Source organism: Pseudoalteromonas sp. T1lg65 (assembly GCF_051930985.1).
GTDB lineage: Bacteria > Pseudomonadota > Gammaproteobacteria > Enterobacterales > Alteromonadaceae > Pseudoalteromonas.
Genome location: NZ_CP196837.1, coordinates 2,646,146 through 2,672,026 on the forward strand (window position 1 = coordinate 2,646,146; position 25,881 = coordinate 2,672,026).

At 41.6% G+C, this 25,881-nt stretch carries 23 protein-coding genes and 5 tRNA genes; 7 read left to right on the plus strand and 21 right to left on the minus strand.

Going from position 1 to position 25,881, the window contains the following annotated elements:
- Positions 1-38: 38 nt before the first annotated feature.
- The 12 genes from ACSLBF_RS11630 to ACSLBF_RS11685 all read right to left on the minus strand — a co-directional run bounded on the left by ACSLBF_RS11630 (position 39) and on the right by ACSLBF_RS11685 (position 11,190).
- Positions 39-1,262, minus strand: a complete 1,224-nt coding sequence (locus ACSLBF_RS11630; RefSeq protein WP_440053561.1) for a polysaccharide deacetylase family protein — start codon at positions 1,260-1,262, stop codon at positions 39-41.
- Between the two features lie 170 nt (positions 1,263-1,432).
- Positions 1,433-3,340 carry a SurA N-terminal domain-containing protein gene (locus ACSLBF_RS11635; RefSeq protein ID WP_440053562.1) on the minus strand — a complete coding sequence of 636 codons (1,908 nt, stop codon included), beginning with the start codon at positions 3,338-3,340 and terminating at the stop codon, positions 1,433-1,435.
- Between the two features lie 397 nt (positions 3,341-3,737).
- Positions 3,738-4,010 carry a nucleoid-associated protein HU-beta gene (hupB, locus tag ACSLBF_RS11640; protein ID WP_010371157.1) on the minus strand — a complete coding sequence of 91 codons (273 nt, stop codon included), beginning with the start codon at positions 4,008-4,010 and terminating at the stop codon, positions 3,738-3,740.
- 222 nt (positions 4,011-4,232) lie between these two features.
- A complete protein-coding gene (gene lon / locus ACSLBF_RS11645) occupies positions 4,233-6,581 on the minus strand; it encodes an endopeptidase La (protein ID WP_440053563.1) in 2,349 nt (782 codons plus the stop codon).
- Between the two features lie 122 nt (positions 6,582-6,703).
- Complete coding sequence (gene clpX / locus ACSLBF_RS11650; protein WP_440053564.1) at positions 6,704-7,987, minus strand: ATP-dependent protease ATP-binding subunit ClpX; 1,284 nt, start codon at positions 7,985-7,987, stop codon at positions 6,704-6,706.
- A 122-nt stretch (positions 7,988-8,109) separates the two neighbouring features.
- On the minus strand, positions 8,110-8,727 hold the full coding sequence (clpP, locus tag ACSLBF_RS11655; protein WP_440053565.1) for an ATP-dependent Clp endopeptidase proteolytic subunit ClpP: 618 nt from the start codon (positions 8,725-8,727) through the stop codon (positions 8,110-8,112).
- Between the two features lie 387 nt (positions 8,728-9,114).
- Positions 9,115-10,422, minus strand: a complete 1,308-nt coding sequence (gene tig, locus ACSLBF_RS11660; RefSeq protein WP_440053566.1) for a trigger factor — start codon at positions 10,420-10,422, stop codon at positions 9,115-9,117.
- A 278-nt stretch (positions 10,423-10,700) separates the two neighbouring features.
- Positions 10,701-10,777: transfer RNA gene (locus tag ACSLBF_RS11665), tRNA-Pro, on the minus strand.
- A gap of 23 nt (positions 10,778-10,800) precedes the next feature.
- Positions 10,801-10,877, minus strand: a tRNA-Pro gene (locus ACSLBF_RS11670).
- 19 nt (positions 10,878-10,896) lie between these two features.
- A tRNA-His gene (locus ACSLBF_RS11675) sits at positions 10,897-10,972 on the minus strand.
- 24 nt (positions 10,973-10,996) lie between these two features.
- Positions 10,997-11,073, minus strand: a tRNA-Arg gene (locus tag ACSLBF_RS11680).
- 40 nt (positions 11,074-11,113) lie between these two features.
- Positions 11,114-11,190, minus strand: a tRNA-Pro gene (locus tag ACSLBF_RS11685).
- 451 nt (positions 11,191-11,641) lie between these two features.
- On the opposite strand from ACSLBF_RS11685, the gene folD reads away from it, so the two are divergent.
- Positions 11,642-12,496, plus strand: a complete 855-nt coding sequence (gene folD / locus ACSLBF_RS11690; protein ID WP_440053567.1) for a bifunctional methylenetetrahydrofolate dehydrogenase/methenyltetrahydrofolate cyclohydrolase FolD — start codon at positions 11,642-11,644, stop codon at positions 12,494-12,496.
- A 68-nt stretch (positions 12,497-12,564) separates the two neighbouring features.
- Here folD and ACSLBF_RS11695 read toward each other — a convergent pair whose 3' ends face one another.
- The 3 genes from ACSLBF_RS11695 to prmB are packed head-to-tail and all read right to left on the minus strand — an operon-like array spanning position 12,565 to position 15,130.
- Positions 12,565-12,996 (minus strand): hypothetical protein, encoded by a 432-nt coding sequence (locus ACSLBF_RS11695; RefSeq protein ID WP_440053568.1) that lies wholly within the window; start codon positions 12,994-12,996, stop codon positions 12,565-12,567.
- 44 nt (positions 12,997-13,040) lie between these two features.
- Positions 13,041-14,138: a chorismate synthase gene (gene aroC / locus ACSLBF_RS11700; RefSeq protein WP_440053569.1), complete on the minus strand. Its 1,098-nt coding sequence runs from the start codon at positions 14,136-14,138 to the stop codon at positions 13,041-13,043.
- Between the two features lie 47 nt (positions 14,139-14,185).
- On the minus strand, positions 14,186-15,130 hold the full coding sequence (gene prmB, locus ACSLBF_RS11705; protein WP_440053570.1) for a 50S ribosomal protein L3 N(5)-glutamine methyltransferase: 945 nt from the start codon (positions 15,128-15,130) through the stop codon (positions 14,186-14,188).
- A gap of 86 nt (positions 15,131-15,216) precedes the next feature.
- On the opposite strand from prmB, the gene smrB reads away from it, so the two are divergent.
- Together smrB and ACSLBF_RS11715 are read left to right on the plus strand one after the other, a co-directional pair.
- Positions 15,217-15,768 carry an endonuclease SmrB gene (gene smrB, locus ACSLBF_RS11710; protein WP_440053571.1) on the plus strand — a complete coding sequence of 184 codons (552 nt, stop codon included), beginning with the start codon at positions 15,217-15,219 and terminating at the stop codon, positions 15,766-15,768.
- A 221-nt stretch (positions 15,769-15,989) separates the two neighbouring features.
- A complete protein-coding gene (locus tag ACSLBF_RS11715; protein ID WP_440053572.1) occupies positions 15,990-16,238 on the plus strand; it encodes a hypothetical protein in 249 nt (82 codons plus the stop codon).
- 261 nt (positions 16,239-16,499) lie between these two features.
- Here the strand turns inward: ACSLBF_RS11715 and ACSLBF_RS11720 are convergent, their stop codons facing one another.
- From ACSLBF_RS11720 to ACSLBF_RS11730, 3 genes are all read right to left on the minus strand, one after another.
- Positions 16,500-17,105 (minus strand): peroxiredoxin C, encoded by a 606-nt coding sequence (locus ACSLBF_RS11720; protein WP_440053573.1) that lies wholly within the window; start codon positions 17,103-17,105, stop codon positions 16,500-16,502.
- A 312-nt stretch (positions 17,106-17,417) separates the two neighbouring features.
- On the minus strand, positions 17,418-18,131 hold the full coding sequence (gene fadR / locus ACSLBF_RS11725; protein ID WP_440053574.1) for a fatty acid metabolism transcriptional regulator FadR: 714 nt from the start codon (positions 18,129-18,131) through the stop codon (positions 17,418-17,420).
- Positions 18,132-18,274: 143 nt separating this feature from the next.
- Positions 18,275-20,068, minus strand: a complete 1,794-nt coding sequence (locus ACSLBF_RS11730; RefSeq protein ID WP_440053575.1) for a tetratricopeptide repeat protein — start codon at positions 20,066-20,068, stop codon at positions 18,275-18,277.
- Between the two features lie 153 nt (positions 20,069-20,221).
- On the opposite strand from ACSLBF_RS11730, the gene ACSLBF_RS11735 reads away from it, so the two are divergent.
- From ACSLBF_RS11735 to ACSLBF_RS11745, 3 genes are all read left to right on the plus strand, one after another.
- Positions 20,222-21,718, plus strand: coding sequence for an amidohydrolase family protein (locus tag ACSLBF_RS11735; protein ID WP_440053576.1), 1,497 nt, complete (start codon positions 20,222-20,224; stop codon positions 21,716-21,718).
- Between the two features lie 190 nt (positions 21,719-21,908).
- Positions 21,909-22,415, plus strand: coding sequence for a disulfide bond formation protein DsbB (gene dsbB / locus ACSLBF_RS11740; protein WP_440053577.1), 507 nt, complete (start codon positions 21,909-21,911; stop codon positions 22,413-22,415).
- Between the two features lie 2 nt (positions 22,416-22,417).
- Complete coding sequence (locus ACSLBF_RS11745) at positions 22,418-22,735, plus strand: hypothetical protein (RefSeq protein WP_440053578.1); 318 nt, start codon at positions 22,418-22,420, stop codon at positions 22,733-22,735.
- A gap of 12 nt (positions 22,736-22,747) precedes the next feature.
- Here ACSLBF_RS11745 and ACSLBF_RS11750 read toward each other — a convergent pair whose 3' ends face one another.
- The gene (locus tag ACSLBF_RS11750; RefSeq protein WP_440053579.1) at positions 22,748-23,053 is read right to left on the minus strand and encodes a ComEA family DNA-binding protein; all 306 of its coding nucleotides are present in this window, start codon (positions 23,051-23,053) and stop codon (positions 22,748-22,750) included.
- Between the two features lie 308 nt (positions 23,054-23,361).
- Here ACSLBF_RS11750 and ACSLBF_RS11755 point away from each other — a divergent pair, with 308 nt between their 5' ends.
- Entirely contained in the window at positions 23,362-23,673 is a 312-nt protein-coding gene (locus ACSLBF_RS11755) for a YebG family protein (RefSeq protein WP_440053580.1), read from the plus strand.
- Positions 23,674-23,796: 123 nt separating this feature from the next.
- On the opposite strand, the gene ACSLBF_RS11760 is transcribed toward ACSLBF_RS11755, so the two are convergent.
- On the minus strand, positions 23,797-24,987 hold the full coding sequence (locus ACSLBF_RS11760) for an amino acid aminotransferase (RefSeq protein ID WP_440053581.1): 1,191 nt from the start codon (positions 24,985-24,987) through the stop codon (positions 23,797-23,799).
- Positions 24,988-25,168: 181 nt separating this feature from the next.
- Complete coding sequence (locus ACSLBF_RS11765; RefSeq protein ID WP_440053582.1) at positions 25,169-25,837, minus strand: GAF domain-containing protein; 669 nt, start codon at positions 25,835-25,837, stop codon at positions 25,169-25,171.
- Positions 25,838-25,881: the final 44 nt, after the last annotated feature.

The following is a 25,881-nucleotide window of genomic DNA, read 5'->3' on the forward strand; positions in this document are numbered from 1 at the left end:
ACGCTATTCTTATTTGGTAGGCCTAAGCAATGATATTTTTATTTACTCTTAAAGTTCATGCACTCGTTGGTATGACAGAATTTTAGGCCTTTCTCTGCAGCATATTTTAGCACTGCCTCTAAATTTTCCGGTGTTATATACCACTCATTTGGTGTTTTTCCTATCACATGTGTTGCTAAATATAAGGTTTCACCGCCTTTGAGTGTATCTATCGCGTGCCGAATCTTATCGAGATTAAAGCGATGAGCATCAATAGATAGTCCTGTGGTTATCGGCCTGTCACTTCGCTCACCTCTATAATTTACAGATGCCCATGAGGCAAATTTTCTAATATGACTAAAGTGTTTTTTTAACTCTGTATCTGTCTCTCTAGTATACGCACCATAAGGATATGCGTAAGAGGTTACGTCAAGACCATCACTTTTCATCGCTGAAAGCGAATCAAAAATATCATCCTCTAACCACTTTTGTAATCCGTTCTTCTCAACATAATCCTTGGCATGTTTATGAGTGGTACCGTGATGTCCAATTTCATGTCCGTGCGCGGCTATTTCTGCGACTTTTTCACTATCGATCAAGAAGTAGTGACTAACATAATAGGTAAAGGTTGCATTGTACTTATCAAACAGTGGTAAATGTTGATATATCGACTCTAACGCTCCACCATCATCAAAAGAAATATTAATTTGCTTTGGCCATATGTTTGCTTGATTGTAATGAAAGTCGTCAACGAGTTTTTGAAGCTTCGCCCATTCAAATGCTTGTTCTGGAGCTCCTAACATAAGCTCATCCATTGCCCAGTCATTTACTTTTCCGTCGCTACCCGACAACCCTTTTATGCCAACCTCCTTTAATAGCGAGAAGGTAAGGCGTTGCTTACTTCCTAATGCATAAAGTTCTGCAACTTTACAGAGTCTGGTTTGTAGCTCTTTATGATTGAGCTTATCTTGTGTATTAATCAAATAACCTTTTACTGCTTCTAAGTTATTATCTTTGATACAAGAGAATTCAGCCTTGGAAAACACGCTCAAATCTAGTTCAGTAGCATGCTCCATTCCTTGAGCATTTACTATTTTTTCAATGGCCTGAGTGGATGATAGCTGCGTATTATTATCACCAGAAGTAGTTGAACCATTCCCCCCTTGTTCACCCCCGCTCTGGGAGGTTCCCCCAACCGCAGGAGGCGGTTGTGTGATTTCATTGCCATCACCACAGCCTGCAATTAGCAGCGTAATAGCCAATATACTCAACCTAAGCTTCATACCAAATCCTTAACTATTTAAATGCATCGAGTTCCTAAAACGGATGCGAAGTATACAGGGTCCATCAAATAGAGGTCAAATAGAAACAGGTAAACAGGAGCCTTGTTCGGATTGCTGTTAAAATAAAAAAGGCGCCGAGTTGGCGCCTTTATATTGAACTTAACCTTTATCTATTGTTCAGCCACTTGCAGTTGTGGCTTTACAATCTCAGCTTTATCTTCAAGCGCGCTTAGCAACTCAAGATAATTCTTGTTGGATAGCGAAGCTACAACTTGCTGCTTCTGACTTGCATCGACGTTGGCTGGTACTTCCGGCGTTGTCACAGACTTTAATGCCAATAGTGCAGCGTCACCATTATTCAAAGCAACACTAGCGGTTTCAACTTCAGCGACTCCCGGTTTAGGTAACTTAAACGCCTCAGTGGCAATTGCAGGGGCTACTTCATAACTACGACGCTTCAATTCAGCTACTGACTGCAGTTCAACACCTTGCTGCTTTGCAATATCACTCAATGTGCGTCCTTGTTGTAACTCAACGAGTAACGCTTCAGCACGCTCTTTAACTAAACGAGCAGCTTGCTCATTTTTCAGCTGTGATTCAATTTGTGCTGTCACCTCAGCCAAAGGCTTAATTGTAGCAGCTTTATGATCTGCCACTCTCACCACCACAACATGCTCTGGCGCTACTTCGAGCACTTCAGAGTTAACACGATCTTCAATAAGCTCAGGCGTAAAAATGGCCGCACTTACTGCAGGTGCATTCAATGGTGCTGGTAATGCCGTTCTACTCGCTAATTGAGTTGACTTCACTTCTACTCCAGCTGCTGTTGCCGCCTCATCTAAAGAGCCAGCTACCTCGAATGCGACTTCAGCAACTTCTGACTGCTTTTGATAGAAGATGTCGATCTTTGCTGCTTTTTCTAGATCAGCAAGTAACTCTTCTCTTACTTCATCATAAGCTTTAACTTGCTGGCTCTGCATATCTGTAAGCTTAATAATATGGTAGCCGAATTCAGATTCAACGATACCTGAAACATCACCCACTTCAGCCAAGGCGAATGCAGCCTCTTCAAAAGCAGGGTCCATCATATCACGTTCAATCCAATCAAGGTCACCACCAAGTTCTGCACTCACGATGTCGTCTGATTGTTGCTCTGCTAAGGTAGCAAAGTCAGCACCACTTTGTAATTCAGTTAGTAACTCTTGCGCTTTAGCCTTTGCCGCATCTGCGTCTTCACTGCTATCGATTAGGATATGTGCAACACGACGCCTTTCTGCTTCTTGGTATTGTGCTTTACTTTGTTCATATGCCGTTTTAATCGCATCTTCTGAAATAGGCTCAATCAATTCAATTTCATCAGCTTTAATTTCAATGTACTGAACAGCAACTTGTTCCGGCGACTGGAATTGATTTTGGTTCAAGTTATAGTAATCTTCGATTTCTTGTTCTGAAACCGTGATGTCGTCAATCACCGACTCTTTTGTTAAGACCAAGTAATCAATGCTTCTTGTTTGCTGTTGTAGGGCAATACTGCGCTCTAATTCGTTATTAAGCACAAATTCACTGCCTGCCACTGATGACACTAACTGAGAACGCGTCATCTCATCGCGTAGGAACTCTCTAAACGTATCAGCTTGGAAGTTCATTTGACGAATAACTTGCAGGTAGCGGTCATTACTAAATTGACCTGCAATCTGGAAATAAGGCATTTCCACAATGGCTTTCATAACCTGTTCATCGCTAACTCTCAAGCCTAACTCTTTAGCAAGCTGAGATTGAAGTTCTTGTTGAACTAACCCATCAACAACACTGTTTCGCATTTGCGCCATATAATTTGGGTCTGCAGCGATTTGTGCAAAATATTCACCAAATTGTTGTTCCAACCGTGCTCTTTCATTTGAGTATGCACGTGAAAACTCAACCTGAGATATCTTAACTCCATTGACTTCTGCGACAGCTTGTTCTGTGGTTTGACCTAGGTAACCACCGATCCCTGCTAGCGCAAAAGACAAGATCACTAAACCCAATACGATTTTAGCTGCTGGCCCTTGTGAGCCTTCTCTGATCTTTTCAAGCATTTATTGTTTCTCTTATCTAAGTCAAAGCACGTAGTGCACTTTGTAGCTGTTTGCTATCCAAATTAACCTGTTCGTTATAATACCAATCCTCATTAATAACTAATCATTTTGAGGAGCTAAACCTGACGTTAGTGGCGTTAAAAATTTCTTATTTAGAACAACTAAATAGCAAAATTCTTGCCTCGCCTACACGGTCGTAGGTACCTAAACGTTAGCAGGACGCGAGAGCGGTGCTATCGCTAAGTTTTCCTTGCCTCAAAAATAAATCACTTCATTAAGTGGATTGGTATAACTTATCCGATTAACTTATCAAGCTATAAAAAAAGCGTATCTTATCAGATACGCTTTTTTTCTTGAAGCAGTTAGCGGCGTATTATCCCGCTTGAACTAAAGTCTATTAGTTTACTGCGTCTTTAAGCGCTTTACCCGCTTTGAAAGATGGGATATTAGCCGCTGCGATTTGGATAGTTTCACCAGTCTGTGGATTACGGCCTGAACGAGCTGCGCGCTCACGAACAGAGAAAGTTCCAAACCCTACTAACGCAACAGAGTCACCGTCTTTCAGCGCACCAGTTACAGACTCAATGAATGAATCTAGAGCACGACCAGCAGCCGCTTTTGAAATGTCAGCATCAGCTGCGATTTGATCGATTAATTGAGATTTATTCACAATATCATCCTCTTCCATTGTTATTATCAAAACTGTCTTTATGACATTTTTGCTATTTTACTTAGAGACATCACAGCGACTCTCTAATTCTCAAAACTTTGCTCAACCCTAGGAGCTACGGGGCCTCCGAACTACCTGAGTCGATTACAGTGCCTAACTTAACATACCTTTTAGATTTGAAAAGCTTTTTCAGGCACTTTTTTCCATTTTTTATGAGTTTTTTTAAGATTCAACCTTAAAACTGTCTAACGGCTGCGCAAGTGCTAGTTCAAGTACTTCTTCTATCCACGAAACAGGGTGTATATCTAAGCCCTGCAGAACATTTTCTGGTATCTCTTTTAGATCTCTTTCGTTCTTCTTAGGAATAAGTACATGCTTTATACCACCGCGATGGGCGGCTAGTAACTTTTCTTTCAGACCACCTATAGGAAGTACTTCACCACGAAGTGTGATCTCACCAGTCATAGCAACATCAGCGCGCACTGGGTTACCAGTCAAGCTTGAAACTAAGGCAGTAACCATAGCTATACCAGCACTCGGACCATCCTTCGGTGTTGCACCTTCTGGAACGTGGACGTGAATATCGCGCTTTTCATAAAAGTCTTCGTTTATTCGCAACTTTTCAGCACGGTTTCTCACCACTGTCATAGCGGCTTGAATCGATTCTTGCATCACATCACCGAGTGAGCCGGTGTAAGTTAATTTGCCTTTACCAGGGACTGCCGCACATTCGATAGTCAGCAAATCACCACCAACTTCAGTCCAGGCTAGACCTGTCACTTGCCCGACACGATTACCGTCTTCCGCACGACCATAATCATAACGCTGCACACCTAAAAAGTCTTCGAGGTTGTCTTGATTGATCACGACCTGTTTAACAGACTTATCTAATAGTATATTTTTAACCGCTTTACGGCATAGCTTTGAAATTTCACGTTCCAAATTACGCACCCCAGCTTCTCGGGTGTAGAAACGAATGATGCCAATGATTGCACTGTCTTCAATTGCGATTTCTTCCGCCTTGAGGCCGTTACGTTTTACTTGTTTTGGAATTAGGTGCTGCTTAGAGATATTTAGCTTTTCGTCTTCCGTATAACCAGATAAACGGATCACTTCCATTCTATCTAGCAATGGACCTGGAATATTGAAGCTGTTAGATGTCGCAACAAACATAACATCTGAAAGATCATAATCAACTTCTAGATAGTGGTCTGCAAAAGTGCTATTTTGCTCCGGATCTAACACTTCTAATAACGCTGACGCTGGGTCCCCTCGCATATCGGAAGACATCTTATCGATTTCATCCAATAGGAATAACGGGTTCTTAACCCCTACTTTAGTCATGCTCTGAATCAGCTTACCAGGCATAGAACCGATATATGTTCTTCTGTGACCACGAATTTCAGCTTCATCACGAACGCCACCAAGCGCCATTCGGACATACTTACGACCCGTTGAGCGCGCGATAGACTGACCGAGACTGGTTTTACCAACACCAGGAGGACCAACCAAGCAAAGAATTGGACCTTTTAATTTGTTAGTACGTTGCTGTACCGCCAAATATTCGATAATACGCTCTTTCACTTTGTCCAGACCATAATGATCAGCATCGAGAATCTTTTGCGCCGCAGCTAGGTCTTTTTTAACTTTTGAACGTTTGCGCCAAGGTACGTTAATCATCGTCTCGATATAAGAACGTACTACTGTCGCTTCCGCCGACATAGGAGACATCATTTTCAGTTTATTTAGTTCTGAAAGTGCTTTTTCCTCAGGTTCTTGAGGCATTTTCGCTTCGCTGATGCGTTTTTTCAGCGCTTCGAATTCATCCGGTACATCATCCAGCTCACCCAATTCTTTCTGAATGGCTTTCATTTGTTCATTGAGGTAATACTCTCGTTGCGACTTTTCCATTTGTTTTTTCACGCGCGAACGGATTTTTTTCTCAACTTGTAACAGATCTATCTCGCCTTCCATTAATGCCATCAAATATTCTAGACGCTCTGTTACGCCGGCGATCTCTAGAACCTTTTGCTTTTCTGGGACTTTAATGGGCATGTGCGCAGCCATCGTATCTGCTAAACGTGCTGCTTCATCTATACCAGAGACTGAAGTTAGTACTTCAGGTGGGATCTTCTTATTTAGTTTTACATAGCCTTCAAATTGACTTAACGCACTTCTAACTAGCACATCTTGTTCTTGTTCGTTAACTTCTTCCGAGGCGATGTACTGTGCTTCTGCTAAAAAATAGTCATCACTAACCAAGAATTTTTCTATTTTGGCTCTTTGAGTACCTTCGACCAGTACTTTGACGGTACCATCAGGGAGCTTGAGTAATTGCAAAACGGTTGCAATTGTACCTGTGTGATAGATTTCTTCAGAATTTGGGTCATCTACTGACGCGTCCTTTTGCGCCACTAAAAATATTTGCTTGTCATTATCCATCGCTGCTTCAAGGCATTTTATTGATTTTTCTCTGCCGACAAACAATGGAATAACCATGTGCGGGTACACAACGACATCGCGCAGCGCCAACACAGGAATTTCGACTCGATCCGTTCTTTCAAGCGTCATTATAATCTCTTCGCACTTAGTTTAATTCGTGAATACAGTGCTATATGGGGATAGCACCAATAAAGTTCAACATGTTGATAAAAAAAGGAGCGCTAGGCTCCTTATAATGAATCTCAGTCGAACTATTCAGATACCGCCTTTTCTTGACCGTTATTTTCATAAATCAAGATTGGGTCTGATTCACCTTTTATGACTGTTTCGTCAATAACTACCTTACTGACCTCTTCAATTGAAGGTAATTCATACATGGTATCTAACAATACCGCTTCAACAATCGAACGTAGTCCACGAGCACCCGTTTTGCGCTCCATCGCTTTGTGAGCAATGGCTTTAAGTGCATCTTCACGGAACTCCAGCTCGACGCCTTCCATTTGGAATAGTGCAGCATATTGCTTGGTGAGCGCATTCTTCGGCTCGTTTAAAATTTCAATCAATGCATCTTCATCAAGTTCAGATAACGTTGCAACGACAGGTAACCGGCCAATGAATTCTGGAATAAGTCCATACTTGACCAAGTCTTCTGGCTCTACATCTTTGAATGTGTCGCTCAAGCTACGCTCAGCGTCCTTCGAGCGAACTTCTGCATTAAAACCAATACCCGTATTTTTGTTACTACGTTGTTCAATCACTTTATCAAGACCAGCAAATGCACCGCCGCAGATAAACAAGATTTTTGAAGTATCAACCTGTAAAAATTCCTGCTGTGGATGCTTTCTGCCGCCCTGAGGTGGAACCGACGCAACGGTACCTTCAATCAGTTTCAATAGCGCTTGCTGTACACCCTCTCCTGATACATCACGCGTGATTGAAGGGTTATCTGATTTGCGAGAAATCTTGTCTATTTCATCAATATAGACAATACCTCTTTGTGCTTTCTCAACATCATAATCACACTTTTGAAGCAACTTCTGAATAATATTTTCAACGTCTTCACCCACATAACCTGCTTCCGTTAATGTGGTTGCGTCCGCCATAGTGAAAGGTACGTCAAGTAAGCGCGCTAGCGTCTCTGCGAGCAATGTTTTTCCGCTTCCCGTCGGGCCAATCAATAAGATGTTACTCTTGCCAAGCTCTACTTCTGGTTTACCACCTAGATTGCGTAAACGCTTATAGTGATTATATACCGCAACCGAAAGCACTTTCTTAGCGTGGTCCTGGCCAATAACATAATCATCCAAATGGTCACGAATTTCCTTTGGTACTGGTAATCTATCAGACGCGTCATGCTTGGGCGCAATGTCTTTGATTTCTTCCCGAATGATGTCGTTACATAATTCGACGCACTCGTCGCATATATAGACGGAAGGACCGGCAATTAATTTTCTGACTTCATGCTGACTTTTACCGCAAAATGAGCAGTAAAGTAGTTTGTTATTTTTGTCGCCGTCTGTTGGAGTGTCTGACATTCAGCTACCTCATTCTCATGTCGTTATCGTTAGATAACTTGTTACTTCATTTTACTATACCAAAGATTAGCACCTTTGGCACAGTCCTGATCACCTTTAAGTGATCAGGCATGTGTTGTGACTTATTTTAAATCGCGACGCGAATGTACGGCATCTATTAACCCGTATTCCAATGCCTGCTCTGCGGTCATAAAATTGTCACGGTCGGTGTCATTGGCAACCCTTTCATAAGGTTGGCCTGTATGATCAGCCATCAAACGATTTAACTTTTCTTTGATAGATAAAATCTCTCTTGCATGGATTTCAAAATCCGATGCTTGGCCTTGGAAACCGCCTAGAGGCTGATGGATCATCACTCGAGAATTAGGCAAACAGTAACGCTTGCCCTTCGCGCCGCCTGATAGCAAGAATGCTCCCATGCTAGCAGCCTGGCCCACACATACTGTACTTACATCCGGTTTTATAAAATTCATTGTGTCGTAAATAGACAAACCAGCTGTGACTGAGCCGCCTGGAGAATTGATATACAAGTAGATATCTTTATCCGGGCTCTCTGACTCCAAAAATAGCATTTGAGCCACAATCAGGTTCGCCATTTGGTCTTCAACTTGACCCGTTAAAAAAATGATTCTGTCTTTTAATAGACGAGAGAAAATATCGTAAGAACGTTCGCCTTTCGATGTTTGCTCCACAACCATAGGTACTAGCGCGTTGATAGGATCGATCATACCGTCATTCATATTTTTATTCCTTATTCGCATTGGAGCTGCAGCAATGCAAGAGGTTAAACTTTTTTAGTTGCCAAACAAAGTTCAAACCCGATAACAACTGGAACAAGCGTATAGCTATGTTACCCAGGTTACACCAGTTAATTAGGATTGAATAAGCTTAGATATATGTATTGTATATACTAATATCAAGTCACAATATAAATTACTAGTTGATATCAGAGAAAGTTTTTGCAAATTGCATCGTTTGATTTATTTGTGAGCGCTTTATTTAAAATGTTCCGATTTATACGATGTACTTTTTAGTTTTGTTGACCTCAAAAAAACAAAATGGCCCGAACTACTCTACGAGTAATCGAGCCATTAATTTTACGATTTAGCCAAACGGCGTTATCGTTATTACTGAGCAGCTTGCTGTGGGTTCATGATGTCGTCGAATGACTTCTCAACATCAGAAACGTTTGCAGAAGCAAGAACGGCTTCAACAGCCAACTCTTCAATTGCTACATTACGCATTTGCTGCATAAGCTGGTCGTTAGCTTTGTAGTAAGCAACAACTTCAGCCGGATCTTCGTATGCAGAAGCCACAGTTTCGATTAGCTCTTCAACTTTCGCATCATCTGCTTTGATTTCGTTTTTCTTAACAACTTCACCTAAAAGAAGACCTGTCTTAACTCGCGTTAACGCTTGCTCATGGAACAGCTCTGCTGGTAGCTCAGGCATGTTTTGTGCGTTACCACCAAATCGTTGTGCAGCTTGTTGACGAAGCGCATCGATTTCTTGATCGACAAGTGCTTTTGGCACATCAACTTCGTTTGTTTCAAGAAGACCTTTGATCGCTTGATCTTTCAAGTTTGCTTTAACTGCTTGGTTAAGCTCACGTTCCATGTTCTTCTTAACTTCTTCTTTAAGTGCGTCAACACCACCTTCAGCAACGCCAAACTTAGTTGCAAACTCATCTGTTAGTTCAGGAAGCTCTTGCACTTCAACTTTCTTAACAGTGATAGTAAACTGTGCAGCTTTGCCTTTTAGATTCTCAGCGTGGTAGTCTTCAGGGAAAGTTACGTCTGCTACAACTTCTTCGCCTGCTTTTTTGCCAACGATACCATCTTCGAAACCTGGGATCATACGACCTTGACCAAGCTCTAGAGGGAAGTCTTCCGCTTTACCACCTTCAAACTCTTCACCATCGATAGTGCCTACGAAGTCAACTGTAACACGGTCTTTTTCGCCTGCTGCAGCATCGCTTTCAGCCCAAGTAGCGTGTTGTTTGCGAAGAGTTTCTAACATGTTAGCTAGGTCTTCGTCTGTTACAGCAACCACTGGTTTTTCAACACTGATTTTCTCAAGATCTTTTAGTTCAACTTCTGGGTAAACTTCAAAAGTCGCTTCAAACTGAAGGTCTTTACCAGCTTCTAGTGATTTTGGTGCAAAAGTTGGCGCACCTGCTGGGTTTATTTTTTCAGAAACAATTGCTTCGATATAGTTACGTTGCATTAGGTCGCCAGCAACTTCTTGACGAACTGCAGCACCATAGCGCTTGTTAATAACAGAAACAGGTACCTTACCTGGGCGGAAGCCATCGATACGCTGTGTTTTTGACAATTGTTGTAGGCGCTTTTTAACTTCAGTCTCAACGTTCTCTGCAGGAACGGTGATGGTCAGACGGCGCTCAAGGCCTTGAGTCGTCTCAACAGAAACTTGCATGATTTACCTCAATCTTCATTTTTGGCGACAAAGCGCCTTCCTTACTAACAAAACAATCATCATGCTGTAAAAGGCCATTGGCAATTTTGCCAACCTATCTGGCTGCATGTGACGCTTGTTGCCTGCCCTACGGGCACATCGTTAATTAATAGACGCGGCATTATAACCTATTCAACGCCGGAGTCGAGCTATCAGGTTAAATATTTGGAGATAATGATGCTAATTGCTTAAAACTTAGTAAATTTGATTGGAATACTAGAATAATTTCTGAGAAGAGGTGGTCGGCGATGCAGGATTTGAACCTGCGACCCCTTGGACCCAAACCAAGTGCGCTACCAAGCTGCGCTAATCGCCGATAAATAAACATTTTTTTGAAAGTGGTCGGCGATGCAGGATTTGAACCTGCGACCCCTTGGACCCAAACCAAGTGCGCTACCAAGCTGCGCTAATCGCCGACTAATCAGACTATGTAGATGGGGCGACTGATGGGACTTGAACCCACGACAACCGGAATCACAATCCAGGGCTCTACCAACTGAGCTACAGCCGCCACTACATAAGTGACAAGTAAGAATGGCGCACCCTGAAGGATTCGAACCTTCGACCGACGCCTTAGAAGGGCGTTGCTCTATCCAGCTGAGCTAAGGGCGCATAACGAAACATCTTCATGTTACTATTCTTACTTGAATAGTGGTCGGCGATGCAGGATTTGAACCTGCGACCCCTTGGACCCAAACCAAGTGCGCTACCAAGCTGCGCTAATCGCCGACATTTACCGTTGAGAACTAAGAACCGATTAATCGGTGTGTCCTCGTTGGCAACGGGGTGCATAATAGTGATTTGCCCCGATCAGGTCAAATATTTTTTTTAGTTTTTATTTCAACTGCCTATTTTTGCCACAATGTGTCGATATTCTGTCTAGTTACGCCATATTTTGTACTATTAATCCTTAGCTTAGAGAATAATATGTCATTTATTATTAGTTCAACTTGGCTGAATATTGTTTTTTTGAGAAAATAGCGGGCAAATGTCCTCCTTTTAGAGCAATCATCATACCGGTCGGTATTATAACGCTCATGGTGAGTACAGCTAATATTAGAGTATCCCATACATTGCAACTTAAATTAGAGGCTTAAATAAGAGTTGAAGCCATTTGCATTATGATAAAATGAAAGCTCTATTATCGTTCAAGTTTTTAACCCTTACTTATAGGTCAATCATGACGGCAAACATCATCGATGGCAAAGCTATCGCCAAACAAGTTCGTTCTACTGTTGCGCAACGAGTTCAACAAAGGCAAGCACAAGGCCTAAGAGCTCCAGGACTAGCAGTCGTGTTAGTTGGACAAGACCCGGCTAGTCAGGTTTATGTGGGCTCAAAACGCAAAGCTTGTGAAGAAGTAGGTTTTGTTTCGAAGTCTTATGACTTACCCGGAGATACTAACGAGCAGCAACTACTTGAATTGGTTGATGCGCTAAATGCCGATCCGGAAGTAGACGGTATCTTGGTTCAACTGCCGCTGCCAAATGGTTTAGACGCAGAGAAAGTACTCGAAAGAATTCATCCACATAAAGATGTCGATGGATTTCACCCATACAATGTAGGCAGACTTGCGCAAAGAATGCCTTCACTTCGCCCATGTACACCCAAAGGAATTATCACCCTGCTCGACTCAACTGGTGTTCACTATAAAGGGATGCATGCCGTTGTTGTTGGTGCATCAAATATCGTTGGTCGCCCTATGTCATTAGAGCTTCTTCTTGCCGGTTGCACCACAACGGTTTGTCACAAATTTACGAAAGACCTAGAAGCACACGTTCGCCGCGCTGATCTATTGGTTGTTGCGGTTGGCAAACCTGAATTTATTCCGGGCGAGTGGGTTAAAGAAGGCGCTATTGTCATCGATGTCGGCATCAACCGTTTAGAGTCTGGGAAATTAGTTGGCGATGTGCAGTACGATGTTGCAGAAAAAAGTGCTAGCTTCATTACGCCAGTACCGGGTGGCGTTGGCCCGATGACTGTCGCAAGCTTAATTGAAAATACACTTGAAGCATGTGAAAAGTATCATAGTTAAATACACGAAAAAGGGCCTTCAATAAGGCCCTTTTTACTATCATATTGATACCGATGAAAATTCATAAACTAACTTTCAAGCGTGTCTTTGTTCGCTCGGTTACGTTCTTGTGATAAGGCTTCATTCATCGCTTCTTGTAGTGCTGCCATCCGTTCCTCTAGCTCTTTAGGCGAAATCTTTCCTTCCGCCGCAAGCTTTTCTAGTTCCGCCATTTTCTCTTTGAGCTCATCTATTTGCTCTTTATTTGCCCCTAAGCGGCTAAAAATTACCGCTTCTTTCATTTTTTCCAAAAACGTCTGGTTGCGTTCAACTACTTTATACTTAGCTGGCTCTTTGGCAGGAACTGCTGGTGCTGCTGTCGTTTGCTTTTCCATATTTGTGGCTACAAAATAATTGTGTGGAACAGTGGCGGTATTTTCAGTCTTGATTGCCGCTAACTGTTGTCGCTCTTCAAAAGGTGGCGTTTGATTAATCGCGTTTGTTTGGTAGGTTATCATCATTGCTCTCCTTGATTTAATCAAAAAGAGCAAACAATGTGCCATTATTAGATATGGCTGGGGATAGGTCTGTGTGGCAAGTTTACGTCTTGATTTTGGCCGCGGTGACGTAGTAAATGATCCATTAGTGTAATTGCCAACATCGCCTCTGCGATAGGAATTGCACGAATGCCTACACAGGGATCATGACGCCCTTTAGTCACCACCTCGCGGGGTTCATTATGGGTATTAATACTTCTGCCTGGCACAGAGATGCTTGATGTAGGTTTAAGCGCAATTGAGGCGATGATGTCTTGTCCGGTAGAAATACCAGCCAATACACCACCAGCATGATTTGAAGCAAACCCCTCTGGAGTAAGTTCATCTCGATGCTCTGATCCTTTTTGCTCAATTACATCAAACCCATCGCCAATTTCTACGCCCTTAACCGCATTGATGCTCATTAGTGAATGTGCGATTTCTGCATCCAGTCTATCAAAAACAGGCTCGCCTAAACCCACAGGCACATTCTTAGCGACCACTTTAACCTTGGCACCCACAGAGTCACCTTCTTTTTTCAAAGTGCGCATATACTCGTCAAGCGCTTCCAGCTTAGATTCATCTGGGAAGAAGAAAGGGTTGTTCTCTACCACTGTCCAATCAAACGTTTCTGCTTTTATGGGACCTAATTGTGATAAGCAAGCGTGGATTTCAATGTTATGAATTTGCTTTAAGTACTTCTTGGCAATTGCACCTGCTGCAACACGGATCGCAGTTTCTCTTGCAGATGAACGGCCACCACCTCGGTAGTCGCGGTGACCATATTTGTGCCAGTAGGTATAGTCACCATGCCCAGGTCTAAAAAGATCTTGAATATTTGAATAATCTTTCGAGCGTTGATCGGTATTTTCTATCAGCAGGCCAATACTCGTACCTGTCGTTTTACCTTCAAACACACCAGAAAGGATCTTCACCTCATCGCCTTCACGACGCTGAGTGGTGTAACGACTTTGGCCTGGTTTTCTGCGATCTAAATCAATTTGTAAATCCGCTTCAGTAATTTCAAGCCCTGGTGGTACGCCATCGACTACACCGCCCAAAGCAACACCGTGACTTTCCCCAAAAGTCGAAACCTTAAATAATTGGCCAATGCTATTGCCTGCCATTTTCTTTCCTCATTCCAAAAGTTACAACAGCAAGCATTAACTCACTGTCAATCTGCAAAATAATCGAGTAACTGTTGTTTTGTTACTACAAATACACCAAGTCCACCATGTTCAAACTCTAACCAAGTAAACGGTGCATCTGGGAATTGCGATTCCATATGTACCATAGAATTACCAACCTCGACAAATAACAATCCGTCATCATTTAGATGCTCAGCTGCCTCGGTAAGTAAAGTGCGCGTTACGTCTAAACCATCGTCACCCGATGCCAATCCTAACTCTGGTTCATGATGGAACTCGTCCGGTAAATCTGACATATCTTCAGCATCAACATAAGGTGGGTTAGCAACAATCAAGTCATACTTTTGGTCAGGAACACCACTAAAGACGTCTGATTGGATAGCAAAAACTCGGTCTTGCAACATGTATTCTTCAATATTGATATCTGCAACGGCAAGCGCTTCGAAAGAGATATCGACCGCGTCAACTTGCGCTCTATCAAATGCTTTAGCTAACGCAATTGCAATACAACCCGAGCCTGTACACATATCTAAGATTCTGGTGACTTTATTTGGCGATGCTACCCATGGCGCAAATTTTTTCGCGATTAACTCTGCAAACGGTGAGCGAGGAACTAAAACACGTTCGTCGACATAAAACGGCATACCAGCAAACCATGCTTGATTGGTAAGGTATGCCACAGGAATACGCTGCTCGACTCTAGCTTTAATATACTGGAGTAAATTGACTTTCTCACTTTGAGTTAGGCGTGCATGCATGATTTCTTTTGGGGCATCAATGGGCATGTTCAGTACAGGTAAAATTAGGTGGACAGCTTCATCCCAGGGGTTATCCATGCCGTGTCCAAAATAAACTTCATGAGTTACAAATTGGCTTGCTGTCCAGCGCACCCAATCTTGGATCGTATGTAAATCCTGATAAGCTTCAGACGCAGCTTCGTCAGTTATAAGCGTTTGTTCGACATCACTCATGGTTATTCTCTTTAAAAATTCTAAACAGCGCTATTGTAGCGGTTTTTAAGCTAGGTTTTTACGGTTTTTTTATTTAAAATGCTGCGATGAACAGAGATATAAACAACAAGCCAATTGAGCTAGACGACTTTGCACTTTTTAAACAAACATTAAAAGGTGTAAAACCACTCAAGCAAGATCAGGTACAGCTCAAACGCGCAAAGAAACAGCCTAGTGTTGCACTTAAGCAGCAAACTCGTCAGCAGCAATCTGAGTTCTACTTTTCCGATGAGTACGTTCCTGACATCGACACCTCAGGCACCGTTAATTACGTTCGAGAAGGCGCTGATCGCTATTTAGCGAAGCAACTACGCCGCGGAGATTATGCGCCCGAGTTAATCTTAGACCTTCACGGTTTGAATAAAGAAACGGTAAAACAAGAATTAGCCGCCCTCATTCACGCCTGTAAAAAGCAACATATCGCATGCGCTTGTATTGTTCATGGTATCGGTGAACGCGTATTAAAACATAAAGTGCCACAATATCTCGTGCAACACCCCGATGTACTCGCGATTCATCAAGCCCCTCTAGAATATGGTGGACAAGGTGCTTTATTAATTTTGATAGCCTTACCAGAAGACCCAAGTTTTGGCCGTTGACAGCGGTCAAAGCAGTCCTGTAACCTCAAAATCGAACTTTAAATTACGCTAAAGTTTGGTTATTTTCACACTTCCATTAGTCAAAATACCCACACTACTATTGTTACAACATTCCTTATAAAAATAAAACTGCTTAAAAATCAGTGAAATAAAGTTTTTTTTGATATTGGCACAACCTTTGTAATAGTCAATGCGACTAATAAATCAAAAGGAGCCTAGTCATGAATACTTTAGCGAAATTAACTCTATCTGGTGTTTTAGTTGTTGTTAGTTCAACAAGTTATGCGACAGAAACAAATGCAGACTCATCTTTGCTCAGCGATATCAAAACTAAAATTGCACAAAGCATTGAGGAATCGATTAAAACTAGTTTAACGAACCTGAAAATAGAAACTAAGCAGGCTGTCACTGAAGCAATGGTGAAGGAAGCGAAGCAGCATGTTGAAAACAAGGACCGAAAAGATGATTGATCAGTTAACTTTTTTGAGCCTATTTGCAACACCTGTCATTAGCTTAGTTGCTGCTTACTTTAGCTTTCAAGTGATCAGAACAGTTAGTCAGTATTTAAGTATTAATTAGACGTTATTTTGCTAAAGCTAGGCAAGGTAGCCAACAATTAGTCTTGTACCAAGGGGTTAATAAACTGATTAATTCTATTGGTACGCCATGTTTAGTAAACGCCCTGGAACAAAAAACCGCCTTTCGGCGGTTTTTTTATATGAAAGGAAGGATTATAGATCGCCTTCATTTTCAGATAGGAATTTAGCAACACCTGCAGGGCTTGCGTCCATACCTGCTTTACCTTCAGTCCAACCAGCTGGACATACTTCACCGTGCTCTTCGTGGAATGCAAGTGCATCAACCATGCGTAGCATTTCGTCGATGTTACGACCAAGAGGAAGGTCATTAACTACTTGGTGACGAACATTACCTTCTGAGTCAATTAGGAAAGAACCACGGAAAGCAACACCTGCTTCTGGGTGCTCCACGTCATATGCTTGACAGATTTCATGCTTCACGTCAGCAATTAGAGCGTATTTAACTGGACCGATACCACCTTCATTTACTGGAGTGTTACGCCATGCGTTGTGAGAAAACTGAGAGTCGATAGAAACACCGATAACTTCAACACCACGCTTTTGGAATTCTTCATAACGTTTGTCGAAAGCAATTAGCTCTGAAGGGCAAACAAAAGTGAAGTCTAGTGGGTAAAAGAAAATAACCGCTTTTTTACCTTTGATACGCTCGTGAAGGTTGTAACCGTCTACAATCTCACCATTACCTAGTACTGCTGCAGCTGTAAAGTCTGGAGCCTTGCGGCCTACTAATACACCCATTTTATTCTCCAATCGTTAGTTTATTTCCAATGAGCACATCTCACAGTTAACCATGTGATGTGATTTTGTTTTTATATTGAGGCAACTTAAATAAAAAACAACCCCAAAAACTGCGCCTAGTTTAGATAGCTAATGAAATAAATAACAATCGAAAAATCCGATAACAGCAATCTGAAAAAACGATGGCACTTGGGTTAAGTCAAACCTTACTAAAAAACCACCAAATCGAGAGCTATTATGAAGATTTTTAGACAACAAAAAAGCCTCATGTGAAACAGGAGGCTTTTCTTTTTATTCTCGATTTAAGGCGAGTTAATCCATAATGTTTTCTGGCATATCACCACGGATCTGTTGCCAAATTTCACCTGATTGATGACCATATTTTCTCATTAAGGAAATGGCTCCATCATGCTCGCGTTGTTCGGCAAGTTGAGTTAAATCTTTATAAAACTGACTGGCCAAAGCGCGTGTTCTAGCATCTGAAAAATAGTGACTACCTAGCCTAGAATAAAGTCCTCGGAAACCATTTAAGATCAACACATAAATCTTGTTATTTCCGGCAACTGCGAGTTCATGGTGGACCTGATAATCATAATCAGCATAAGCTTCTGCTGTGTCCTCTAATTCTCCATGTTTGGAGAGGATATCAATGACTCTCTGCGGGTTAAACTTAATCGCTGCACGAGTATAGATAGCGCTAATGTTGGTACGAGCAGAAAGTAACTGATCTGTTAGCTCTGGCATTTTATCTTCATCCAAACGCGCTAACGTCTCAAGGATGTTTAATCCAGAGGTTTCCCAAAAGTTATTCACTCTCGTTGGTTTACCGTGTTGGATTGTTAACCAGCCATCGCGGGCCAACCGCTGTAATACTTCACGAAGTGTGGTTCTTGTGACACCAATGAGCTCAGATAATTCTCGCTCTGCTGGCAAAATAGAACCGGGAGGGAATTCTCCATTCCAAATCGACTCAACAATATACTCTTCAGCAAATCCTGCTGGGCTTTTGGCTTTGAAAATTCTCATCTCACACCACTTTATTATTGGACCAATACCTGTATTTTTTGCAGGCTGCGCTCGTTAATCCACTGATTGTACCAGATGAAGCCGAACTAACAAGCAACAAATCATCCCAGTATTGAATACCATCCTTTTAGCTTTTTTAAGGCTCAAAAATCATCCATTTTTCTATCATTGGTAGAAGTTAGCGAGGCTTGACGTTCTTTTATACCCTTACGCCATTGCTGCTTAAACTGCTCATCGTTGATAAATAGCAAATAAAGGTGCTGTGAAAAAAAACTATCGTTGTAATCTGGCAACCATCCTTGTGCAAATAAATTTTTGAGACTTTGTTGTTGTTTTTCGGTATCACCTTTTATTCCATACCAAAATGGTAAGAGCGCGTCGGGTATAACATGTTGCTGATCTCTATATATTTCCAGTAAGTGCACAACGGATCCTAGCTGCTCCTGCTGTTTCGCTAGTTTGAGCATCATCGCATAGGTTAGATATTGCCCTTCATTTCCTATTACTGGCGCTTCAAGGTTTTTAATGGCAGAAAAGTGTCGCTCGAATATTTGCAGCGCATGCGCTGCTTGGTCGCTCATAATTAACGCCAATACGTAAGGCATGACATAGTGATTTCCGGTCATACTCAACTCATATCGTTGACGCAATAGCTCTAGCGCTTTAGTGTTATTACCTTGCTGCCATGCGAGTCCAGCCTCAACATACAGCTGAAACGATTTGGAAATCGAGCGAATATTTGTGGCATTTTGGTAATAGTCGAGCGCTTCTTGAGTACGTCCCAAGCTCAATAACACAAGTACATGACTCAGCTGATGAGCTGGATACAGTTTAATGTACTCAGTGTTATTTTTTTGATACCAATTTAGATACTGCTCAGCACGATTGGCATTCAATCGATAAAAATCCAAAGCATAGAGCGGGTTATTCTTAGTATGAGGTGCAACTTCAACACTACGTTCAAAGTACCTCCTTGCTTCATCAAGTTTTCGGTTGGTTAAGTAAGCATAGGCAAAACCTCGAATAATAACGGGATCATTGGGTGCCAAACGATACGCATTTTGATGCGCAGCTAACGCTTCTTCTACCTTTCCTTGATCGCGAAGATATCGACCATACCAATGCCACAAACGTGGATGCGTCTGCGATACTTCAAACCCTCGTTGAAAATATTCACCCGCTAGTTGCAAATTCTCTTCTGTCATTGCAAAGCGAGCAAGTGAGGTGATGACCTCGATGTGCTCCCGGTTTAATGATTCTGCTTTTTCTAGCAGTGGCCGACATAACGACAACAATTCAAATTCCGACACATCACCATAGACACTAAGCTCCATATAAGTGTTACAGAGGCCACTTAATGCCGCGAGACTATCGCTTTGCTTGGATAATACTTGTTGATATATCGACTTTGCCCGTTCAAGGCTTTTGGGTTCGGTACTGTGTGATAAGTGTTTCGCCAACGACAGTTCATCAAAATATTGCTGTTGCTGGGTGGCCGGTGAGCCTTCTCTATATATGAGTATTGCCAACACCACAGTTATTACTGTTAAAGCAGTGGCTATTAGAAGACTTGTATATTTGAACTTTCGAGCCAAGCGAAGCTCTGGAAACTGAGTTTGTGGCGTAACTATTGTTGGAGAAATCCTGTAACCCTGCCCCGAAATTCTTTCTATATAGTCTTCAAACTGAGGATCGGTATTGAGTATTTTTCTCAGTTGCGCGATAGCCTGATATACCGAGTTGTCTGATACAATTTTTGGCTTCCAAACTAACTCTACAATTTCATCGATGCTGAGAGGCTTTGCGTCGCTTTCGACCAATACTAGGAGTAGTTTCATAACCTTTGGCGTCAGTGTATACACATCACCATCAATACATTGACTAATTTGATTCAACTCTGGTTCAATTATCCAATTACCTAGACGCAAATTTTTCAATGAGAAGCACCTTTTAACCTAATGATAGTTATAGTTTTATTTTTATTTAAGAAAAATTTCAGAGTTTATTAAGTTAGAAATTAAACATAAACAACTGTAGCTCGTTATTCTCCAAACCACGTTAACCAAACCTATCTCTAACTGGACTAAACAATGAAAAAATATAAATCACTTATCACCGCAATATTAGCTCTTAGCTCTCAATCTCTGTATGCACAAGTTGAACTACTGATTGAAAATGCAACTATTTTAACTCCAAAAAACAAACATCAAGTCGAAACAATGACAAACCACTGGGTAGCAATAAATGAGGGTAGAATTATTCAGGTTTCTAATGCAAAAGAAAAGCCTTCTGCACTACGCATTATCGATGCAAGCGGTAAATTTTTAATGCCTGGACTCACTGACAGCCATGTTCACTTGAAAACCATGCCTGGACTTTTGAGAAGTGACGCTAACGCAGATAACATGCAAGAGCAATTTTTACAAAGGCAAGGCCGAAATTATCTATATTTTGGCGTGACTCAAGTCATTGACCCGTCTAATACCGCAGAAGGTATGGACGCATTTTCACAACACAGCCTTTCACCAGACGCCTACTTTTGTGGCGCGATGCCAATTTATCAGGGTTACAATGGACAAGATTTTGATTACTCAGAGTTACATCAACACCGTCCTTATTTTATTCATCAACATACTGACCCTATTCACAAAATACCAACTCAGCAGCTTGCTCTTCATCAGAATGATGCGCCACTGACACGAATGAAATCGGATGGCGCAACCTGTGCCAAGCTTTATTTCGAGGATGGGTTTGGTGCTAGAAGTGATATTCCACTCATTACCAAAGAGAGTGCCCGAGCAGTCACAAAGACGGCAAGTAAACTCAAACTTCCAGTCATGGCGCATGCCAATGCAGTCGATATGCAACAACTAGCAGTCGATGCCAAAGTAAATATTATGGCTCACGGACTATGGAGCTGGCTAGATTACCAATCACATGACTCGAAAAATGCGCTGCCGCCTGAAATAAAAGCCGTATTAGATAAGATAATTGAGAATGGCATCGCTTATCAGGCAACACTAAACGTGATGAAATCACTCACTAATGTAACCGATGAAACCTTTTCGTTTACGTCCGACTATGAGACCGTGCTGCCAAAAACACAAATTAAATGGTACCAATCTGAGGCCGGACAGTGGTTTTCTCGTGAAATGAATAGCGGTTGGGGTGATATGAGCAATGAGCAAAAAGTAGCTTATATGAACAAAACATTTGCTGCAGGTGAAATTGCGCTGCGTTATTTACACGAAAATGGTGCAACACTGTTGCTCGGCTCTGATACACCACCAGCACCAACATACGCCTCACAGCCAGGGCTTTCAACTTATCAAGAATTGACAATGATGTACCAAGCTGGTGTTGATTTGGTCAGTCTATTTGCCGCAGCAACGTTAAATAACGCAGAAGCTTTTGCTCTGCAGCAGGACTACGGTTCTTTACAGTTAGGAAAAGTGGCTAACTTGCTATTATTGAATAGTAATCCACTACAAACTATCGCCGCTTATAACGATATTCAGACTGTCATCCTTCATGGTAAGCCTATTGAGCGAGACTCGTTACACATAAGAAATCTTAAAGTTAACTAAAAATTATCCTTCACCGGGAAGAAAACACAAAGAACCTCGGTCATGCTAAGCTAGCTCGCGCTTAGACTTCGAACTTTTGCAAAATCTATAGGTCGAATCTAAGCGCGATAAATATCAGCTTGAACACAGTTATGGTTGCCGAAGCAACTGTTGATAAAGCATAATAAAACAAAAAAAGGTTCCTCTGCCCATGAAAATTTCATCTTTTCATCTTTCCAGACAGTCGTGGGGACTGTTAGCACTATCAGCTCTGCTATTTGAGGCAACAGCCCTATATTTTCAGTATGCCATGGGTTTGGAACCATGCATCATGTGTATCTACCAAAGAACGGCTGTGCTTGGTCTACTCAGTGCGGGCATTATAGGTATGTTGAACCCTAGCTCGTTCTTTGTACGCTCAATAGCCTTTGTATGCTGGGGAATTAGTAGTATCTGGGGATATCTAATTGCTCGTGAGCACATCAATATGCAAACCACTACCGATCCGTTTGCGTTCACTTGCGAATTCGTGCCAAATTTTCCCGCTTTTATGCCTCTACACGAGTGGATACCCAGCTTTTTCGCTGCGACTGGTGACTGTGGCAATATAGATTGGTCATTCTTAGGTCTTTCTATGCCGGGTTGGATGGAAATCATCTTTGCAGTTTACAGCGCATTGTTTGTGGTTTTCTTATTTTTTCACGTTACTAAAAGATAGCTATGTACTTTAGACTGAGTCAAATAGACAAATTAAGTCACCTTAAACTTCGTGACAAGCAAATGGTTTTGGCGATTGCTTTAGGTAAACTCAACCCCAAGCACAAAATTCTATTACGTATTTTTAAGCTTGCGTTGCTTACTCCGTTCTTTGCCAGTTTGGTCATATTTGAAGGCTGGATATTGCTTCCGATACTAGTTATCGCTGGCTTAATATACCCGCTTTTCACCACGCCAATTGAAATACAGTTCGCTATAAGTCGGCTAGATGAAGCCATTGAAGAGCATAACAAAATCAAAAATGAGCTACTCAAACAGTAGCTCACACTATCGTCAAATTTTAATTTTTCCCTCTATTTTTGCAAAAATACCTTTACCGATTCCCTTTACATTCAGTAATTCCTCTGGTGATTGAAAGCTTCCATGCTGCTCTCGGTAATCAACAATCGCCTTGGCCTTACGCTTGCCAATCCCTGGCAAACTGGATAATGCAGACTCATCAGCTGTGTTGATATTAAGTTGAGTGATCGATTGGCTTTTAGCTTCTGAAAAGGCTTCTTGGACCTCTAAAACTTGAGCATTCAAGCCAAAAGAAGATACAGCAAGTGTTGCGATAAGCAGTGATGATTTAAAAAACATAAGTACACTCCATGTGTTAAAGAAATTCCTAAAAAACTACTATCTCTTGAGTCGCTAGCAGCACTATAAATAAAGTTGGATATTCATAATTTGTCAAAATGGTTTCGCTATACTTATGCATAGTCTGACTAATGCTTGTGAAAACAAGCAAGGTTCAAGCGACTATAAGCATCTTTTTAAGCGCGCTTTTCTCGGTGCTTTGACTTTTACATTACCGAGTTGACGTAATAGATGATTCGGATTAAATCACTTGCATAATCACCAATTTAAGATTACTGTATAAAAAAACAGTTATTAAGGGAACAGCCATGGCAGTTGTCATTAAATATGTTGTTGAAAGAAATGGAGTCGAGCGTATGACTTTCACCTCAAAGAAAGAAGCCGATGCTTACGACAAAATGTTAGACGTAGCGGAAGCGTTAGAAGCAATGCTCGAGAAGGTTGATGTTCCGTTGAGCGACCAACAAGTAGAATCTCTTGCACTTGAAATTGCAAAACAAAAAGACGATTTTATTTCAGTGTTGAAAAATGGCAAACCTACGGCGAAACAACCCGAAAAAAAGAAAGCCGAAACAATTGATGCTAGTGATGATAAGGTAGCGAAAATCAAGCAAGCGTAAAAAGCCAGTGCGTAGCCATACTCATCTATCTTTAAGCAACTTATAACGCATCATTTTATCACTCTAGAAAGCAAAAAAGCCGCTTAAGCGGCTTTTTTGCTACATCTTTCTTAATTTGTGAGCTTACTTGAGTACGCTGGCAACCGCGTCTGCAAAGTAATCAATATTCTCTTTACTGATCCCTGCCACATTGACACGGCTAGAACCTACGATATAAATAGAATAGTCATCTCGTAACTTGTCGATTTGCTCTTTGTTGATACCAAGGAATGAGAACATGCCGTGCTGGCGATCAATAAATGAAAAGTCTTGAGCTACGCCTTTTGATGCTAGGCTTTCTTTAATCAAGGTACGTAAGCCATTAATTCTAGAACGCATTTCATCAAGCTCTTGATACCACATTTGCGTAAGTTCTTCGCTACTTAAAATCGTATTCACAATATCAGCACCATGAGCTGGCGGCATTGAATAAATACTACGAACCACACTTAGTAACACCGAGTTTGATACATCAGCTTGAGCGCTGTCTTTAGCGATAATAGAGCATGCACCGATACGCTCTCTATAGAGGCCGAAGTTCTTTGAGCATGAAGAACAGATAAGCATCTCTTCCACACTATCGGCTAGTAATCTTAAACCTTTTGCATCTTCGTCTAAACTGCTACCAAAACCTTGATACGCGATATCAACTAGCGGTGTAAAACCTTGCTCTTTTGCCAGCTCAGCAACAACTTTCCACTGTTCTTCGTTTAAGTCCATGCCGCTAGGGTTGTGACAACAAGCATGAAATAAAACCACATCACCTTTTGGTACTTGCTTTAGTGCATTGATCATGTCGTCGAATAATAACCCTTTATTTTCGTAGTCATAGTAAGGGTATTCTTTAACTGTGAGGCCCGCTGCTTCAAATAAACTGATGTGATTTGCCCATGTTGGTGTTGTTACCCACACTGTCGCATTCGTGTTACAACGCTTAATAAACTCAGCAGCAACACGAAGCGCACCGGTGCCACCAGGAGCCTGCGCAGTGCGAACTCGGTTAGCAAGAAGCGTCTGGTGTTCTCCAAGTAACAATGTTTCCATCTTTTGACAGAAGTCCAAGTTACCCGCTAGTCCAATGTAAGATTTGGTGGTTTCATTTTCTAGACGAAATGCTTCAGCTTTCTTAACAGCACGAAGCACAGGTGTATTACCTTGCTCGTCTTTATATACGCCAACACCTAAATCGATTTTGTTTGGATTAGTGTCCTGCTTGTATGCAGCCATTAAGCCTAAAATGGGATCTGTCGGAAGTGGTTTCAGCTCTGAGAACATGACTTATCTCTTTATTTTAATTAACGCATAAACACGAGCATGTGACGCTCGTCACCTAAAATTGTTCAAATAATACTAACATACTCTAATGGCTCTCAGTTACTGCTTAGCTGAGAAATATTCACGTCAACTGTAAAGCTCTTCCTACTCTCTAGAACCAAGCTTTACAGTGAGTGTAATATTAAGTTTGCGGTAAAAAACGTGGGATTCTGATACAAGCTGCCGCCAATAATGCGAGCACTTCTTCAGTGAAGAAATCTGTGCTAAAAGCCTCAGCATCAACAATACCAATACAATTTTGAAATTCATCAAAAATAGGCAAACAGGTCTCTGATTGAACCTTAGGATCACACGTATAATATTCACCACCTTGAGCTACATATTCAGAGACATTGTTGACGACTCTCGCCTTTCCACTCATAACAGTTTGAACATTATTGGAGGTTTCAGCAAATGCTGCAGTGATAGGAAATAATGGTCTGCTTGGTGCACCAGAATACGCTAGCTTCAATAGTTGCTGAACATCGTCTATTTTCCGACTTTGATAAATGCCAAACCAGTCAACTCCAGTACATTCAACCACAGCCTCAACAATGGTTTGCAACTTTGTTAGAGCCAACTCCATATTAGGGTCAGAATCGATATAATCAGATAATAAAAATGGTTCTTCTTGCAAATAACCGAACAAGCTACATGCACCACCTTCTCCTAATTCAGGGATTTGATACGACCATACCGGTTCTGCGCAATGCTTGGTTATATATGCATCCAATTTGACTAGCTGTGCATCTAACAGATCACGTGATATTGGCAAGTCACTAAGGGTAATGTAATCCAACTCTTTAGCCATCTAAACATCCAAAACTAAAGCCAGATTACCACGCAACCATTCCC